This window comes from Fulvitalea axinellae (assembly GCF_036492835.1).
In the GTDB taxonomy this organism is placed as follows: domain Bacteria; phylum Bacteroidota; class Bacteroidia; order Cytophagales; family Cyclobacteriaceae; genus Fulvitalea; species Fulvitalea axinellae.
In genome coordinates, this window is the sequence record NZ_AP025314.1 from 2,419,750 (window position 1) to 2,439,041 (window position 19,292).

Sequence of the window (19,292 nt, forward strand, 5' to 3'; positions counted from 1 at the left end):
CTACCGGGTAAGGGGAAAGGAGGGTTTTAAGAGTGCAAATGAGGGATGGGGATAATGATTTAAGTATAAGGGGGAAATGAAAAATGGAATTCTAGAAATAAGAATGTCGTTTATAACAATCCCTTATTGTTGTATTATTATTCTTTTAGGAGTTTTATGTTGATAAACAAACCTTTCACAGGTTTGTGTTTTTATAGTTTGTATATGATTATTTTGTGTTTGTAATTTTTAATTAAGTGAAATGGATTTTTGTTTTTTTAAACTGAAATATCCGGATTCAAGTTAATTGGAGCCTTTACCATAAGTGCTGGGTGTACAACCATAATATTTTTTGAAGATTCTGCGGAAAGAAGTAACTGATTCGAACCCGACTTGATAAGATATTTCGGAAATATTCATTTCTTTCTTTAGAATCAATTCCGCACCAACTTTTAGACGGTAATTTCGAATGAATTCCGAAGCGGAAATCCCGGTTAGTTCCTTTACTTTTCGATATAAATTGGATCGTGACATTCCCATCTCTTTTGCCAGAAGCTCTACGCTAAGATCAGGGTCGCTGATATTTACTCTGATATATTCAGCCAAACTATTAATAAGGGTTTGATCTTTTTTCGGGATGTTATCGTCGATTAACTGACTTTCCTTTTTGTCGGCAAATCGTTTGCGTAGCGTTTCCCTGTTTTGCAAAGTTGATCTGATTTTGGCAAGAAGAATATTTAGGTTGAACGGTTTGGTTATATAATCGTCAGCACCGTGCAAAAGCCCCTCTAATTGGGCGTTTTCTTCCGTTTTGGCTGTTAGGATTAAGAAAGGAATATGGCAGGTTAACAGTTGCTTTTTCATAATCTCGCAGAGTTCCATTCCGTCCATTTCCGGCATCATTAAATCGGAGATAATTAGGTCGGGAAGGTGCTTTGCCGTAATGTCTACAGCTTCTTTGCCGTTTTTGGCTTCCAATACCTGATAACCAGCTTCCATTAATGTGTTTTTGATATGGAAACGTAGATCGTGGTTGTCTTCCACCACTAAGATCACTTGTGAAACGTCCTTGCCCATTGGAGTGATTTGGACCGGCTCTTCTACTTTTCTGATAAGATTAACACCTTCGTCAAAATAACGGTAATCGTTTTCTCCGGCTTCGGTTGCGTCTACTATTTGTTCTGGCGAATAATCGTTTTTCTGAATAGGGATTTCGATTATAAAAACGCTTCCTTGTGGAGAGTTGTCTTCAATTGTGATTTCTCCTTTATGTAGTTTCAAGTATTCTTTGGCTAAGGAAAGTCCGATACCGCTACCAAGGTGGTTTTGCGGATTCGCAGATTTATAAAACCGTTCGAATATTCTTGTTTTTTCCTGTTCAGGAATTCCGGAACCGGTGTCGCTTATTTTTATTATGGCCTTTCCGTTTTTAATATCGAGATTGATCTGAATTTCTCCATTCTCAGGAGTGAATTTAAAGGCGTTAGAAAGAATATTGAATATGACTTTTTCAATCTTTCTAACATCCAGATACCCTTCCGTAATATCTTGCGGAGGAACAGTTAACGTTATGTTTTTCTCTTTAAGAATCGGATTGAAACACTCCGCTACATTGCGGACCAATGTGTTGATATCGCATTCCGAAATCCTGAGATTGAGCTTTCCAGTGTCTTTTTTCCTGATTTCCATTAATTGGTTAATCAGCAATAAAAGTGTATAGCAGTTTCGGCGCATTACCCGCAGGGATTGGGTAATGTGTTTGGGTAAATGTTTTTCCGTTTCCAAAATTCTATCCAACGGACTTGTAATCAGCATAAGCGGTGTTTTGAACTCATGGGATATATTAGTGTAATGCCGAAGTTTTTCCATATCCGCCTCATGGATCTTCTGCGACATCTCGATTATGCTTTCCTTTTGTTCCAGTATTTCTTCTTGTTGTTTTTTTATGTGTTTTACTTTGGCCTCTACTTTGGCTTCCAATTCCCGGTTTCTGTTTTTCAGGTTTCGAACCCTGAGGCGAAACAGAGCAAACGCCACTAATACAGCTAAAAATGTTATGGTTAAATAGAACCAAGTGGTTTGCCAAAAAGGTGGGCGTATAATAACGGTAAGCGTTTCAGGGGAGGTAGTCCAAACGTTCTGTTCGTTTGACGCATGGACCATAAATTTGTATGTACCCGGTGATAGGGCGTTGAAGACGGCATAACGGTTAGTGGCGTCTGTGCGGATCCATTTGGTTTGGACAGGAGAGAGCTTATAGCTGAATTGATTATTTTCCGGGTTGTTATTGTTCGGGGATGTAAATTTCAATTTCAGGAAATTATCCTCATGATCTAGAATTAGTGTATCCGAATATTCGATGGTGCGACCTTTGGCGAATCTTTTTGGACGATTAAAAATTTCGGTGGTAGTAATGACAGGTTGTAAAACCTTTGTGTTTTCTGATAGGTTTTCGGGTGAGATCTCGGCGAATCCTTCGGGGCCACCAAAATAGAGTTTACCGTTTTGTGTGTCTTTGAAAGCTGTAGAGATCGAGAAACTGTAACGTGAAAGAAAGGATTGGAAATAAACCTTTTGATTCCCCCGTAAAACTTTGTGTAGATCTTTTGCTTTTAGCATTAACAATCCGGAATTGGTTCCCATCCAAACGTTTCCAATATCGTCTTGCAATACTGATTGTATTAATGTGTGGGGTAAGCCTTCTTCTTTTCCAATGTGGTGGAATTTATCGTTTTGAGTAATAACATTAAGCCCGTTTGCTGTCGCTATAAATAGTAGCCCGTTTTTCCCGGCGTGTATATCGTGCGTTATATTTGTGGAAAGTGAATTGTTACCATTATGGAATCGTTTTAAATGCCTTCTGTTTTTCGATAATCGAAGAAGCCCTTGTTCTTCGGTTGTTGCCCAAATCTGTCCTTTATCGTCCTCTATCATTCCCGTAACAGTCATTTCGGAGGTTTGTGTGGGTCTTTTCCCAAATGGAATTATGGAGTCACGTCTGTCAAGGCGAAACATACCGTTGGAACTTCCCGTCCACTTTTCGCCGGCTTTGTCCACCAGTAGACACCGGGCGTCGGTAAAGGCCTTGTGCTTTAATTTTTTGTTGGCATTGCGCAAATAACGGAGGACGTTGGCTTCATGATCGGCTTCAAATACCGAGGAGATCGTTCCGATATCGAACCCGCCTTTTGAGTTAGGCGATATAAATCTGATTACATTATCCTGTAATGGCGAAATACGTTGATTTTTGCGATTGCGTCTGAGGTGTTTGATTATTTTTCCTTTATCCCAAAGCAATAAGCCCCCGCGGCGGGTGCCTAAGAGTAATTTACCGTCTTTGTTTTTTTGGATAACGGAAATGTCATTGGTTTCGGGATTGTTATTGGATAATGTATGAAAAATCGCTGTTTTGCTTTCTTGGGTATTCATTTTGAAAAGTCCTTTATCAAAGGAAGCGACCCAAAGAGTACCTGACCTGTCAGAAAAAACCTTGCGGACTTTGGTGCGGGCGTCGGGCATATTTTTCCAAAGTGGAATAGATCTGACAGTTATTTGATTCAGATTTTTGATTTCCAGTTTATGCAGGCCCATATCACTTCCGAGCCATATATCGCCGTTAGGCCCCGTAGCCATGGAGTGGATGGAGCTGGCTTCCAGATTCATTTTTCCTTTCAGGAACTGGACACCCTGCAAGGTTTCAATGATCCGATAAACTTGGTTTCCGGCCGATAACCAAACACCTTGTTGGCCCAAATCAAAAAGTAGTATTCTGCCTGAAAGCTTTCTGAGAACTTCGGTTTTGCCACCGTTACCGGGAATTTGAAGGAGAACGTTTCCAGAAGTGGCAAGCATATCGCCATTTTTACATTTATAGAATGAAAAAATCGCTTTTGTGACATCTGTCGGTATTGGTATTTTTTGAAGTTTGGACGATGAATTATTTAATTCTAAGACCTGTCCGCCAGCTAACCCCGCCCAAATTTTATTTTGTCCTGTGTAAAGGCTTGAGATTTGGTTTTCGTCTTTTCCCAGACTGTCAAGTCTAAGACTTTTTAGGCATAAAGATCTAAGGCCATTTTTGGTTCCCAGCCAGAGCGTATCGTTTCGATGTGCCATTTTGAAAATCCGGTCCTTGATTGGTACAGCCGAGTTTGCGGGAATCACTTCTTCGCAGTCATAGCCATCGAATTTAATCAGACCATTGTGGGTGGAAATCCAGATAAAACCCTTCTCGTCCTGAACCATATCATAAATATGGTCGCTGGAGAGACCTTGTTTTATCGTATAGCGGTCAAATTTATACACGTTGGCATAAAGCAGGCTAAAATATGATATTTGGAAAAAGACAATTAAAATAAATCTCTTCATGAAATACCTTTTAAAAAGGGGTGGGTATAAATAAAAATCCAACAATAGATGTGGCGTTTCACCAAATATACAGTACGGGAGAACTAATACAATGAATTCAAATATGAAATAAAGTTTTTGTTTTACGTGAAGACGGTTTGGATAGGGTTTTCAAGAATCTTTTTGTCATAACGTGGCGAGTTTTTTTATTAGAATTGAATGATTTCCAGTAGGGCATTCTGTTGAAAAAATGGGTCGTTATGTGTTGTTCGAATGTTCATGTTGTTGATTTTCAGGGGAGAATATATTTTTCCTTTTGATTTTTTTGAGCCGAAACGATCCTTTATTGCAACATTTCGCATCCTGAAAATATTCATTTGTCCGCCACCTTTGAAGCCTCGGGACTATAAACGTTCCGGGAGCGGTATTTGGGTCGAAAACGATTTTTCTGTGGGCCTTTGCTGTTACCGAAAGTATTTGATTTGTTACCCAAGACTTTTGCATTATGGAGGATTCGTTTGTTTTTGTTCATCAGAAGGGCCGGGACGATTTTGAGCGGACGTTTCAGGAACTTTACGAGGAATTCGCTCCTAGTATTTTGGCGCAGGTAAAGAAAAAACTCTGCCGCCATGATTTTGCGAAAGACGTTGTGCAGGCGATTTTTATGGATTTGTGGAGTAGGAGGGATCAGATTTCTTTCGAAAATCTCAGGCCGTATCTGATGGGCGCCACGCATAACAAATGTGTCGATTTGATTCGCAAAAACGCCATTGAGAAAAGGCACGAGGAGAATGTCGCTTACGAATGGAAGCTTAACGAAGACGGCGGAGACTCCGAAATCAGCCCGGATATGAGGCGTTGGGCGCAAGAAGCCTTGGCGGAACTTCCGGAGCGGAGCAGGGAGATTTTTTGCATGTGCAAATACCAAGGGATGAAGTATTGGGAGATTGCGGACGAATTGAACGTTTCGCAAAAAACGGTGGAAACGCATATGTACCGTTCGTTCAAAAAATTGAGAAAAAGCCACAAGAAATATGAGCGATTTTTATAAGGATAGATCAAGCCATTGTTCGGGATTGAGAAGTTGGGGGCTGGGTCTTGTAGCCGGCCTGACGGCCTGGTCGTGTGCGGGCACAAAGCCTAAACGGCAGGCGTCGGAAAACCGAAAACCGAACGTGGTGCTGTTTTATGTGGACGATATGGGTTGGTCGGACCTGAGTTCGTCGGGTAATGATTTTTACGAAAGCCCGGCCATTGATTCTTTGCGGGCCAAGAGTGTTAATTTTACGAACGCCTACTCAAACTGTACGGTTTGTTCGCCTTCAAGGGCCTCGTTGCTGACGGGGAAATATACGGCCAGATTGCGCGTAACGGATTGGATTCCGGGACATCGTTTTCCGTTCGCTAAAATGGCCTCGCCGGATTGGACAAAACAACTGAAATTGTCGGAACAGACATTGGCCGAGGTGCTGAAAGGGGAAGGATATGTGACGGCCTCATTTGGGAAGTGGCATCTTGGCGAAACGGAATCTCTTTTTCCGGAACAGCAGGGCTTTGATATAAATATTGGAGGAAACGCCAAAGGACATCCCAAAAGCTACTTTTCGCCATATCATAATCCGCAGATTGAAAACGGTCCGGCCGGAGAGTATTTGACGGATCGTTTGGCCAAGGAAGTTTCGAAGTTTATCGAAGCGAATAAGGATACTGCTTTCTTCGCTTATATGCCTTTTTATCAAGTGCATACACCGTTAAAGGCAAAAAAGGAGCTGGAAGAATATTTTTCCAAAAAAGAAACGGTATCCGGCAGGTGGACAAACGTCACATACGCCGCTATGGTAAAGAGTACGGACGAAGCCGTGGAAAAGGTGATGGAGACGCTTCGGAAAAAGAAGCTTCTGGAAAATACGCTGGTGATTTTCGCCAGTGACAACGGAGGTTTGGTCAGAACGATTAAAGGAGCGAAGATCACTTCCAACTACCCTTTGCGCGCCGGCAAGGGAAGCATGTACGAAGGCGGGGTTCGCGTTCCGATGTTTATGTACTGGAAAGGCCGACTGCCCGAAGGCAAAACCATCAACGAGCCCGTAATGGGAATGGATATTTTTCCAACCGTTCTCGGCGCATTGGGATTGGCTCCTTCTTCTGAAAACATCGACGGCGAGAATCTTCTACCTCTGCTAGAGGGCGATTCGCTTGGGCGCGACGCCGTATTTTTCCATTATCCGCATTACCATCCGGGCGGGGCGGTTCCGTACAGCGCCGTTCGTCAGGGCGACTGGAAATTGATTCATGTGATTGAGGAAAACCGCTATGAACTCTATAATCTGAAAGAGGATTTGGCCGAAAGCGATGACTTGTCAGCGACGGAAACCCGGAGAGTCGCCAGTATGCGCCGGACGCTGGATGCTTGGAGAACAAAAGTGGGGGCGCAGATGCCCGTGAAGAATCCGGACTTTGACGCCGGGAAAAGCCGACATCCGTATTACGCCCAACCTGCGAAGACTTTTGCATTGAGAAAATAAAAAACATAATCGATACATTTGACGGCGGACGGCTAATGGGCTAGGCGTCCGGTCCGGAAACTCAAAACCCGAAAGATATGAAGCGAAGAGATTTTATACAGGGCGTGGGAGCGTTGGGACTGGGTGCTGCCGTAACCTCCTGCGCGTCCGGTTCCGGAGAAAAAGGTGAATCGGCGAAGAAAACCGGTAAGGCCGGCGCTGACAGCCCGAATATCCTGTTTGTTTTCGCCGATCAGTTCAGAAAACAGGCTTTGGGCTTTATGAAAGAAGACCCGGTGAAAACGCCTAATTTGGACGAATTCGCCAAGCAGTCTGTGGTTTTTGAAAACGCAGTCAGTTCCTGTCCGTTGTGCACGCCTTTTCGCGCTTCGCTTTTGACGGGAAGATTCCCGATGAGCACCGGGCTGACTACGAATTGCCAGCCCGGATTGGCTATCGAGCTTCATGAAGACGAGGTTTGCCTGGGCGATGTTTGGAAAGAAAACGGTTACCAAACCGCCTATATTGGTAAATGGCATTTGGAATGTCCGGAGCTGAATAAGGATATTGCGCCTGAAAGCGGAGCGAAAGCCTGGGACGCCCTGACGCCGGAAGGAAAACGCCGTCACGGTTTCGACTTTTGGTACGCTTACAATACCCACGATGTGCATTTCGATCCGCATTATTGGACGGGCGACTCCAAGGAGATGATCGAACCGAAAAAATGGTCGGTCAGTCACGAAACGGATGTGGCGCTTGATTACTTGGCCAAGCGCGACAAGAGCAAGCCGTTTTCGATGGTGTTGTCTTGGAATCCGCCTCACCCGCCGTTTATCGCTCCCGAACAGCTCAAAGGCGAATACGACCTGGAAGGAGTGGAAGTGAGGCCAAACGCCAAAGGTGACGGAGAGGCGAATATAAAAGGCAAAGCGGCTCGCCAAAGTTATTTCGCCGCCGTACAATCTTGCGATGAGAATTTCGGGCGGATTATGGAATACCTCGAAGCCGAAGGAATCGCCGATAACACGATTCTGGTCTTTACTTCCGACCACGGCGAGATGCTTGGCTCCCATAACCGTATGGGCAAATGCGTTTGGTACGAAGAGGCCTCAAATATTCCGCTGATGATCCGTTGGCCCAAGACACTACGGCCGGGCAAAAAGGAAATCCTTTTCCAGACCTACGACTTTATGCCGAGTCTGCTCGGCCTGATGGGGCTTGATGTTCCGGAACGTTGCGAGGGCGAAGACTTTTCCTCCGCCATAAAGGGAGAAACTAAAGAAACCCGCAAGACGGCCTTGTTGCACGAGTTTATATGCAGGCCGGAACCTTTGGCCACAATCGGGCAGGGAATGTCGCCTTGGGTGGAAAACACATATAAATTGGCCAAACAGGGAATCAGCTGGAAAGACTTGGGCTACCGGGGTGTTCGCACCAAAACCCATACTTTTGTAGCCGTTCGTTCGGCTGATGGCTGTACGCTGGAATTCCGCCTTTACGATAATGTGAGCGATAAATACCAGACTAGTCCGGTAATTTCAAAAAGGCCGGATTATCCAAAAATGAGGGAGTTGATGCCGGAGCTGAAAGCTTGGCTGGAAAAATCTCACGACCCATTTTCATTAGAACCGACAGAAGCATAATAACCAAACGATGAACGTAAATATAAAACTATGGGTGACGGCCCTCTTGGCGCTTTTTTCCGTAGAGGCTATGGCCCAGGGAATCAGCGAGACCTTCGTAAAGAAGGGCAAGGATTGGTCGTCCACGATGTCGGCTAGCCGAAAGGCGTTTCGGCAATATCAGAAAAGCGTGACTTTCCGGACTGTCAGCTCGCCGGTGATGGGCATCAACGACGCTCCGGAGGTTTTGGAAGTGAACCTTTCGGAATGCGATAACTTGGTCCTTCAAGCTGACGAATGCACCGATAACAGCGTCCACGACGGCGGTATTTTCGCCGACGCTTATTTGGTCGATAAAAAGGGCGATAAGCACTATTTGGACCAAATGACTTTTATCCGCCAGATTGATCTGAAAGGCAAGCCGGTCATTATCGGGCCTAAGCAAAACGAAACGATTTATATAGGAAAAGCCGAGGAAAGCCGGGGAGTGGGAATCTACGCTCCCGGCGAGGTGATATTGGATTTGGGACGTCGTTACCGCTCTTTCCGTGCCAAGGTCGGGACGCACCGTAAGCGCTCAGGCGTTCGGGCGTCCATGGCCTTTCACGCTAAGAATTATTCGCACGATGTTATTTTCGGCCAATTGAAAAAGCATTATCCGGTAGAGACCGAAACGTTTTTGAAATATGCCGGAAAACGTTCCGATAAATGGCTTTGGGCGGATGAAGGCGATTTCGAAATCGGGTTATTGGAGGGATTGATCGCAAAGCTCGAAATGCCGGGTTATCTCCGAAATAGGCTGAACGCGCTGAAATCTTCAAGAGACAGCGGAGCTTTGTTGAGCCTATTTTTGGAAGTGGCTCAAGTTTACGAATTCCAGGAAAATTACCTGAAGTTCTTCCGTTTGACTTCGGTTGTGAATTCGGTGGAATGGATGCGGAAAAATCATTCCGAAGAATTCGAATTCGATAAAGTAAAATCAAGTTACGAGGAGCTTTTGGCGAAATACCCTAAAGCGAAAGCCGAAGCTTATCAAAACAAGGCAACGGGTTTTGAGGAAATACATCGCCTTAGGGGTTTGAAAAGAAAAATCCTATTGCGGAATCCTTTGCTTAAAGACGATTTCGTAGCTGTTCGACACTATTTTGGCGATAAGGCAAGACAAGTCAGAAGCCGTGATTTGGGAACCCCACCGAGTAATTTCTCTTCGAACGGTAGTATTAAAGGCTTTGATACGAAATACAATACGGAGATTATTCGACTCAGCGATATTACGGAAGGCGAGCCTATTGTAAAACCACTTTATACGCCTAAAAAAGGCGAGTTGGTAAACGATCTTGAATTGGATTATAACGCTGGGCGCCTGATGTTCTCCAAAGTGGGAAATAACGGACGTTGGCATCTCCACGAGATGGATCTGCAAGAGAAAAAACCGCGTCAGGTTACGCCGGACACGGAACCCGATTTAGATTATTTCGAAGGACTTTACCTTCCTAACGGTAAGGTTATTTGCGCATCGAACATCTCGATGCAGGGTGTTCCCTGCGTAAACGGTAAAGATCCGGTGGCAAACCTCTGTTTGTATGATCCGAAAACAAAGGATTTTCATCAGCTGAATTTCGGTCAGGACAATGAATGGGATCCCGTGATGTTGCCGAACGGCCGTGTGATGTATCAGCGTTGGGAATACACCGACGAGACACATTATTTTACACGCGTGCTGATGCATATGAACCCGGACGGAACAGGCAAAAAAGAATACTACGGAAGCGCCTCGTATTGGCCCAACAGTATTTTTGGAGCGCGCCCGTTGCCTAACGATCCTGCCCGTTTTGTGGGAATAGTGACGGGCCACCACGGAATAGCCCGAGCCGGACGGTTGGTGGTGTTCGATCCGAGACAGGGACGCTTCGAGGCCGACGGAGTGGTGCAGGAAATCCCGTATAGCGACCGAAAATTGGTGCCCATAATCAAAGACCAGTTGGTGGCCGGCGTATGGCCGTTGTTCTCCACGCCCTATCCGCTCGACGACAAGTACTTTGTTGTTACAGCCAAGCTGAATCCTACCGGGCTCTGGGGCGTTTACTTGGTCGATATGTTCGATAACGTGACCTTGATCAAAGAATTTGAGGATTCCGGAATCCGTGAGATTATGCCTTTGCGTAAGCGAAAAAAGCCGATGGTAATTCCCGACAAAACCAAGCGCGGGGACAAGGAAGCAACCGTTTATATCCAAGATCTTTACGAAGGGCGGGGGACGAAAGGAGTGCCACGCGGAACGATAAAATCATTGCGGGTTTTCGCCTATAAATTCGGGTATAACCGCATGCAGAGTAACCACGACATCCATGGCGTGGAAAGCTCTTGGGACGTAAAACGAATCTTGGGAACAGTGCCCGTGGAGGAAGACGGCTCCGTAATGTTCAAAGTGCCGGCAAATACGCCGATTTCCCTTCAGCCGCTTGACAAGGACGGGCGCGCCCTACAGCTGATGCGCTCTTGGCTGACCGCAATGCCGGGCGAAGTGCTGTCGTGCGTTGGTTGTCATGAGGAACAAAATACCGTTGCCAATCCGAAACTGACATTGGCTTCGCGAAAGCAACCGCAGAAGATCCGACCGGTTTCCGGCGGTGGCGCCAGACCGTTTACGTTTGATTTGGAAATCCAGCCGGTTTTGGATCGAAACTGTATTTCTTGCCACAACGGGAGCAAGAAAAACGTGATTGATTTGGCTAGTGATAAAAAAGCCGAGGATTATAACGATTTCCGGGAAAGCTATCTGAATCTGCATCCTTTTGTTAATCGTCCGGGCCCTGAATCCGATGTGCATGTGCTTACGCCGATGGAGTTTCACGCCAGTACCAGTGAACTTGTCCAGCTTTTGGAAAAAGGGCACTATGGAGTGGAGTTGGAACCTGAAGAATGGGAAAAGATAAATACTTGGATCGACCTGAACGCGCCATATCATGGGGAATGGAGAGACGTGACGCCTTATAGGGGTGTGGATCAGGTTTTTTTGCGGGAGAAATTAGCCCGAAAGTACAATAATCTTTACGACCATAGCGATGAGGAATTGGCCGGCATTCGCAAATATTTAAAGGACAATCCGGCGCCGGCGCCAAGATGGAAAGTTAAGGAAGGAGGAAAGAAGCCGAAAACCAAAATAGTCAAGATAAAGAGAGAAACGGGCGAAAGGGAAAACCGAAAAACCGTTAAGCTAAACGATAGCGTTTCCATGGAATTTGTTCGGATTCCCGCTGGCCGTTACGTAACGGTAAATGCCCAAGGAAAACGGAAAGTTTCCGAAATCAAAAAGGCGTATTGGATATCGGCCACGGAAGTTTCTAATGCCCAATACAGGTCGGTTTATCCCGATCATCATACGCGAATGATCGATATGCACTGGAAAGACCATACGGGATTAGGCTACGAGGCGAATCGTCCGGGGCAACCGGTGGTTCGGATCAATCGTGACGAGGCGTTGATATTCGCTCAAAAATTGGAGGGCAAACACGGTCATGGATTTGATTTGCCTACGGCCGAAGAATGGGAATGGGCCTGCCGTGCCGGAAACGAAGGGGATTGGTCTTTCGGAGCGGAAGAGAAATTTGTTGAATACGCCAATTTGGCCGATGACCAATTAAGGAATATGACCGTAGCCGGCGTAAACCCGAAACCGATGCCCGAATATCACCCGAAATTCCGATATAATAATTTCTTGCCTAGAGCTTGGGGATTTGATGACGGAAATCTTGTGCAGACGGAAGTGGGAAGCTATAAGCCAAACGCTTGGGGATTGTTCGATATGCATGGCAATGTGAAGGAATGGACAAAATCCGAGAATATGAATGGTAAAGGGATAGTAAAAGGAGGTTCTTGGAAAGATAGGCCAAAACGTTCCGCCGCGGGATTTTCCCTTCCATTCGAAACATGGCAAAAAGTCTCTGATGTCGGATTTCGGTTAGTTATCCGAGAGTAATAACCAATTCGTATGGAGTGAATTCATTTTTTCTAAACAGTTTTTTTATTGGTAAAAGCGTAACGGGCCAGATTGATCAATGGTATCGAATCGTGTCCTTCCATTACTTCGAATAAGTGTTTTTTTCTCTGAGTCTGTTACGCTTATATTTATTTTAATGCATATGAGAGAAACGTTTTTTGTGTGGGTGCTGCTATTATTGGGAAGTTTTTTCTCTACGGTATTAGCCCAGAAGGCCGATTGGAATGATCCGAGAACCTTCGAACGGAATAAAATGACGGCGAGGAACGTCTCGTATAGTTTTGAGAATTTGGACAAAGCCCTGTCTGGTAATAGGGAGTCTTCTTTTTTTAAGTTGTTGGATGGCGATTGGGATTTCCGATATTTCGCTCACTATAGCCATGTGCCTGAGGGTTTTTATTTATATAAAAATAAAGGGCTATTCACCGAAAAAATAAAAGTGCCGGGTAATCTGGAAACCCAAGGTTTCGGTATTCCGATTTATACGAATAATAATTATTGCTGGAAGAACCGTTCGTTGGATTTTCCGATTGATTCGGTAAACAGTTGCGGGGTTTATTCCCGAAATATCCGATTGGAAGAAGAATGGGTAAGTCCAGATCGGGAACTGATTTTGCATTTCGGTGGTGTTACGTCGGCTTTTTATGTTTGGCTGAACGGCAAGCGTGTAGGTTATAGCCAAGGAAGCAAAACCGTAACTGAATTTGACGTTACGCCTTTTTTGAAAATAGGGAATAATCGTTTGGTTGTTCAGGTTTTCCGCTTCAGCGACGGAACGCATTTGGAAACGATGGATAAATGGCGGATGAGCGGAATCCATAGGTCGGTTTACCTGATGTCGGAACCGAAAGTACGGATTAATGATTTTGCCGTAAGGACCATTTTGGATAAAGAATACCGTGACGCCACTTTGGAAATTAACCCTAAACTCAAATTTCCTTTCGGAAAAAAACAGGAAGACTTAAGTGTTAAAGCTTCGCTTTTTGATTCGGAAGGAAAAGCTGTGGGCGAGCCTGTCTCGGTTTCCGCATTAACGATTTATGATCCTGACCAACCGCAAAAACGCTATAAACGCGGGCGTTATCCGAAATTCGGAATTATTTCCATGCCTGTAATAAATCCGGAAAAGTGGTCGGCCGAACGACCGTATTTATATAAACTTGTTTTGGGATTATACGAAGGTGGCCGTTTGATTGAGGCAAGAAGTAGCGAAATCGGGTTTAGAAGTGTGGAGGTAAGCGGTGAAGGCCTGAAAGTCAATGGAAAGGAAGTGGTGATTTATGGCGTAAACCGTCACGATCATGATCCGGTAACGGGAAACGCCGTAACCCGGGAGATGATGGAAAATGACGTGAAGATGATGAAGAGATTCAACATTAACGCCGTGCGGACATCGCATTACCCCAACGATCCCTATTTTTTGGAGCTTTGCGACCGATACGGTATTTACGTGCTTTCCGAGGCCAATATCGAAACACACGCTGTTCACGGACTGATTTCCAATCTTACGGATTGGACTCCCGCTATGTTCGACCGGATAATCCGGATGGTGGAACGTGACAAAAACCATCCTTCTATTATCGGATGGTCTTTGGGTAACGAGTCAGGTTTCGGGCCAAACCATTTCGCTATGTCCGCTTGGGTGGAAACCGCCGATCCGACGCGTTTTGTACATTACGAAGGATCTAAATCGGCGATTGAGTTCGGGTGGAAATATTATGATTTGGAGAGTTGGATGTATCCGACAGTGGAGCGGGTTAAAGCTTTTGCGGAAGACTCTACAAAAACACATGCCCTGATGATGTGCGAATATGCCCATTCGATGGGGAACTCCACAGGTAACCTGAAAGAGTATTACGATCTGATACATAAGCACCCGAAATTGGTTGGCGGGTTTATTTGGGATTGGTTGGATCAATCATTAATGAAAAAGACTGCGGAAGGCGATACGCTTTGGGCTTACGGCGGTGATTTTGGCGATACGGCATATCCTTCCCGCGGAAATTTTCTGATTAACGGACTTCTCAATCCGGACGGAAAACCGCAAGGGGCTTTAAACGAATGCCGGAAAGTGTTTGAGCCTATCGTTTTGACTTTTGACAAGAAGAAAGACGATTTGGAAGTATATAACCGCCATTCCCATATCAGTACGAGTAAGTATCGTTTTTTCGCCGAATTGCTTATTGACGGAAAAAGGGTTCAGCGAAAGGAAATAGTAGTGCCGGAATTGGCAAGCGGAGAGAAACGAAAAGTGCCGACGCCTATTTTTAAACGGTATCCGAATATAAAAGGAGAACGGGTTTTAAGTTTTAGCGTAGAATTGGCGAGAAAGGAATCATGGGCGGAAACAGGACATGTGATAGCCCGTTCCGAATTTATTTTAGAAAGGAAACAGGCTTATCCTGAATTAAAGGGTAAAGGAAAAGTTACAGTAAAGGACGATTCGAAAACTTTATTGGTAAGCGATGGAAAAATAGCGGTTGAAATCAATAAGGAAAACGGATTTATACGGCAAATAAGGAAAAGCGGAAAAGAGTTGTTGAAAAGCGAAGTGGTTCCTTCACTTTGGCGAGTTCCGACTGATAATGATTTGGCTTCCGGGCTGGCGAAGGCGTCAGAGATCTATAAAAACATCGAAAAGGATTTTGTATTGGATAAAATTAAAAAGAGTCAAGAAGGAAAAATTCTATCGGTGGAATGCGCGGGAGTATTTTCGTCAACTGGAATCGGGTATTCAATAATATACCGATTTGGCGGTTCGGGAAATATGGAAATAACCCAATCCTATGATTTTCCCGAAAAAGAGTTGCCGGCATTGCCCAAAGTGGGTTTACGTATGGAATTTCTTCCCGTTTTTGACCGTGCGGAATATTACGGAAAAGGCCCGCACGAGAACTACCCCGACCGATCAAACGGAGCGTTTTTGGGCCGTTACGAAACCTCGGCCGACGGCTTGAAGTGGGATTACGTCCGTCCACAAGAAAACGGTAACCGGTGCGCCACACGCTGGCTAAGTCTAAAGGCCGGAAAAAAGCCAATACTCCGTGTCAGTGGCGAACATTTTGATTTCTCGCTTTGGGATTACGATATCGAATCTTTGGAAAAAGCGGAGCATATCAACGACTTGAAAACGGGACAAGGATTTACACTAAACCTCGATTACAAAACGCAAGGCGTTGGCGGAGATAATTCGTGGGACTGTAATGCTAAGCCGAAAGAACAGTATTTGATTGAGGCTGAAGATATGTCTTATACTTTGTTTTTCGATTTTTAGAAAAATAAAATCATGTTTTCCATTAAAGATAGTGTGAAACACGATTTCTTTATTTTATCATTTCAAAAAAGGATTTTAAAAGGGTCGGTTTCACTGATCTTTTTTATATCTGAAGAAAACCGAAAACTTCGTAAAATGGAGAGTGAAAATGCGGGCGAAAAAAGAAGATTATATTTTTTTTGATGTTTTTGTAATGGAATTATCAAGGGTCTGCGAGTATAGGTTGAAAGGGCGAATTTGACATGGCTTTTTTTCCGGGTATAAATCCTGAAAATCGGGAATCTTCAATTTTCACAATTGCGGTCCCGTGGAAATTAGGCGGTCGGGTGGCTTTTTCCTTAGTGAAAACAGAGAAAAACAGTCTTAATACTTTTTACAAAACTAAAGCGTATGGAGATTTTTTATCGAATTAAAAGATTATTCCGTCACCGCATGCCGGCGTTGCTTTTCGGCTTTATGGCGTTGGCGCTTTTTTCGCCGGGAGCTGTTTTGGCGGAAGCCGGACAAGGCTTACGGCAAACGGGGGGCTTTGAGCTTCGCGGTACGGTAACGGACGAGGCCGGAGAGGGGATTCCCGGTGTAAACGTTTCGGTGAAAAATTCGGGGACGGGTACCATTACCAGCCTTAACGGCGAATACGGGTTGCGTGTCAAAGCTGGCGATATCGTGGTTTTCTCCTTTGTGGGATATAAGTCCGCCGAGCGGAAAGTGGGTTCGCGGACGAAAATCGACGTGCAGTTGGAGCCGAACGTGGAGGAACTTGACGAAGTGGTTGTGGTAGGATACGGCGTGCAGAAGAAGGTAAACCTCACGGGTGCCGTTGCCCGTATTGATGCCGAAGCTTTGGAGTCAAGACCGATCCGGAATATTTCCGAAGGTATACAGGGTACTATGCCGGGCGTTTCGGTGTTGTCGCAAGGCGGTCAGCCGGGTGCGTCATCTTCGATTATGATCCGCGGTATTACTTCCGTAAACAGTGGCGGGCCGTTGGTGATCGTGGACGGTATACAGAGTACTATGGACGACATCAACACGGCCGACGTGGAGAGCATTTCGGTATTGAAAGACGCCGCTTCGGCCGCCATTTACGGCGCTCGTGCTGCGGAGGGTGTTATCCTGATCACCACAAAGTCGGGTAAGAGTGGTAAGCTTAAAGTTTCTTATAACGGTAACTACACCATCAAGTCGCCGGGCCGGAAGCCTGAGATCAACGACTCTTGGACGCACGCCGAATACGCCAATACGGCGTTTGTGAACGAGGGGAAATCGGCACCTTATTCGGCCGAAGAAATCGCTTTGATGAAAGATCCGAACGTTTCGGCTTTTATCAGCCCGAACGCTGGCGGAAGCGATAACGAATGGACCTTCGTTTCCAATACGGATTGGTCAGACTTGTTATTGCAGGAAACCTATGCGCAAAACCACGACTTGGCGGTATCGGGTGGCGGAGATGTGACAACGTATCGCGTATCGGGCGCTTGGTCTGATCAGGTGGGAATGTTCGACGAGTATGGCGATGACAGCTATACCCGCTACAACTTCCGTTTGAATATGGAAAACAAGCTGATCAAGGATATCCTGACGCTGAAAACGAACATCAGCTATTCCAACGAGGAATTCCAGTTGCCGGTGTCGGACTATAACAAGATGCTGGATATGATTTACGCCATGGGCTCGAATATTCCGGTATACGACCCTAACGGAAATTATGCACGCTTCCGTAACCAGCGCCAGCCGGTTCAGACATTGGCCGAAGGCGGATTTATAAATAAGGGAATCCAGAATACCCAAGGTAACATGACTTTGGTTTGGAAGCCGTTGGACGGGTTGGTTCTTACCGGTATCGGCGGTTTGCGCTTGCGCGACTATATACGTACGGATTGGGCTAGAACGTATAACAAATATCGTCCGGACGGAACCATCGAGAAATCGGGGCCTTGGAACCGTGCAGAAGGAGAGAACTCTTTGACGGAACTTACCGAGAATCGCCTGTACGCCACCACTCAGTTGTTGGCCAATTATATGAAATCTTTCGGCAAGCACGATATTAATGTCTTGGCCGGCGCCTCTTCCGAATATCAGGAAACGGAGACCATTTCCGTAGGGACAAACGGCGTGTTGGGCAACGAATTGCCTTCTTTGGGCTTGGGGTCGAACGAAGGGCTGACCAAATCGTTCAGCCACCCGGAATGGGCGTTGCTTTCTTATTTTTCAAGGGTAAAATACGCCTACGACAATCGCTATCTTTTCGAGGCCAACGTTCGTGTCGACGGTTCGTCCAAGTTCTCGAACAAGCACCGTTGGGGCACTTTCCCGTCCTTCTCCTTGGGCTGGCGTGTTAGCGAAGAATCGTTTATGCAAAACCAAAGCGTTATTTCCAATCTGAAGTTTATCGGGTCTTGGGGACAGCTGGGTAACCAGAGCGGATTGGGGACATACGACCATATCTCGAAATACGAAATGGAGCAGAAGAAATACTACGACTTCCCGGGTGAGGACGGCCAGTGGATGTTGGTGAAATCGTTGGCCTCGGAAGACCGCACTTGGGAGACTTCTGAGGTTCTGAACGTGGGGGCGACAGTGGGGTTTTTCGACAATAGACTTCAGATGGAAGGTAACTACTTCGTAAAGAAAACCCGCGATATGCTGGTCAATTTCGAAGTGCCGGCCGTAATCGGTATCAAAGTTCCAAAAGGCAACTTCGGCGACTTGGAGACCAAAGGTTGGGATTTGGTTATCTCTTGGAAAGACCAACTATCCAATGGCCTGAAATACGGTTTCGCATTCAATATGGCCGATCAGAAAAACAAGCTGATCGATTACGCCGTGGACGTAAATACCGTAACGCCCGGGCTGAACAGGCCGATGGAAGGCTATCCGCTCTTTAATGTTTGGGGATTGGAGACTAACGGATTTATCCAGACACAGGAAGAGGCGGACGATCCGACAATTGCGAAGATCCCGTCTGGTGGAGTGTCGAAGCCCGGCGATATCCGTTATGTAGACAAGAACGGCGACGGTGTGATTTCAAATGACGACGCCGTGTACTTGGGAGACCAGTCGCCACGCTACGAATACGGATTTTCGGCCAACGCCTCATGGAAGAATTTCGATTTCTCTATCTTTTTCCAAGGAGTGGCCAAGCGGTCGCAATACCTTGACGTAGGAATGGTGGGCGTGTTCAGCGAAGTGTATAACAACAATACTTATACGTTCCAAAACGACTACTGGACGCCGGAAAACACCAACGCGGATTATCCGAACCCAAGGGCGGGGTATAAAAACAACTACGCGTTGAGTGATTGGTGGTTGCAGGACGCAGCTTATGTTCGCCTGAAGAACCTGCAGGTAGGCTATACGTTACCGAAGACGTTGAGCCGGAAAATCCGTGTAAACAGGCTGAGGGTGTATTTCAGCGGGGAAAACCTGTGGGAATCTTCGGAGCTGGTAAAGGCTTACGATCCCGAGCTGTATACGCTGAACTACAACTCCAAGACAGTGAGACGACAGTATCCGATTATGCGGAGCTACTCTTTCGGCCTTAACCTGACCCTCTAAAACTGAAG

General features: G+C 45.7%; 7 protein-coding genes. 6 read left to right on the forward strand and 1 reads right to left on the reverse strand.

Going from position 1 to position 19,292, the window contains the following annotated elements:
* Positions 1-282: 282 nt before the first annotated feature.
* Complete coding sequence (locus tag AABK39_RS09335) at positions 283-4,347, reverse strand: hybrid sensor histidine kinase/response regulator transcription factor (protein WP_338394662.1); 4,065 nt, start codon at positions 4,345-4,347, stop codon at positions 283-285.
* Between the two features lie 484 nt (positions 4,348-4,831).
* On the opposite strand from AABK39_RS09335, the gene AABK39_RS09340 reads away from it, so the two are divergent.
* The 6 genes from AABK39_RS09340 (at position 4,832) to AABK39_RS09365 (ending at position 19,284) form a co-directional block, all read left to right on the forward strand.
* Positions 4,832-5,377 (forward strand): RNA polymerase sigma-70 factor, encoded by a 546-nt coding sequence (locus AABK39_RS09340; RefSeq protein ID WP_338394663.1) that lies wholly within the window; start codon positions 4,832-4,834, stop codon positions 5,375-5,377.
* Positions 5,361-6,851, forward strand: coding sequence for a sulfatase (locus AABK39_RS09345; RefSeq protein ID WP_338394664.1), 1,491 nt, complete (start codon positions 5,361-5,363; stop codon positions 6,849-6,851). Before AABK39_RS09340 ends, AABK39_RS09345 begins: the two co-directional genes overlap by 17 nt.
* A gap of 77 nt (positions 6,852-6,928) precedes the next feature.
* Entirely contained in the window at positions 6,929-8,473 is a 1,545-nt protein-coding gene (locus tag AABK39_RS09350; RefSeq protein ID WP_338394665.1) for a sulfatase-like hydrolase/transferase, read from the forward strand.
* A gap of 10 nt (positions 8,474-8,483) precedes the next feature.
* Positions 8,484-12,431, forward strand: a complete 3,948-nt coding sequence (locus AABK39_RS09355; protein ID WP_338394666.1) for an HzsA-related protein — start codon at positions 8,484-8,486, stop codon at positions 12,429-12,431.
* 163 nt (positions 12,432-12,594) lie between these two features.
* Entirely contained in the window at positions 12,595-15,726 is a 3,132-nt protein-coding gene (locus AABK39_RS09360; protein ID WP_338394667.1) for a glycoside hydrolase family 2 TIM barrel-domain containing protein, read from the forward strand.
* 390 nt (positions 15,727-16,116) lie between these two features.
* Positions 16,117-19,284, forward strand: coding sequence for a SusC/RagA family TonB-linked outer membrane protein (locus AABK39_RS09365; RefSeq protein WP_338391070.1), 3,168 nt, complete (start codon positions 16,117-16,119; stop codon positions 19,282-19,284).
* Positions 19,285-19,292: the final 8 nt, after the last annotated feature.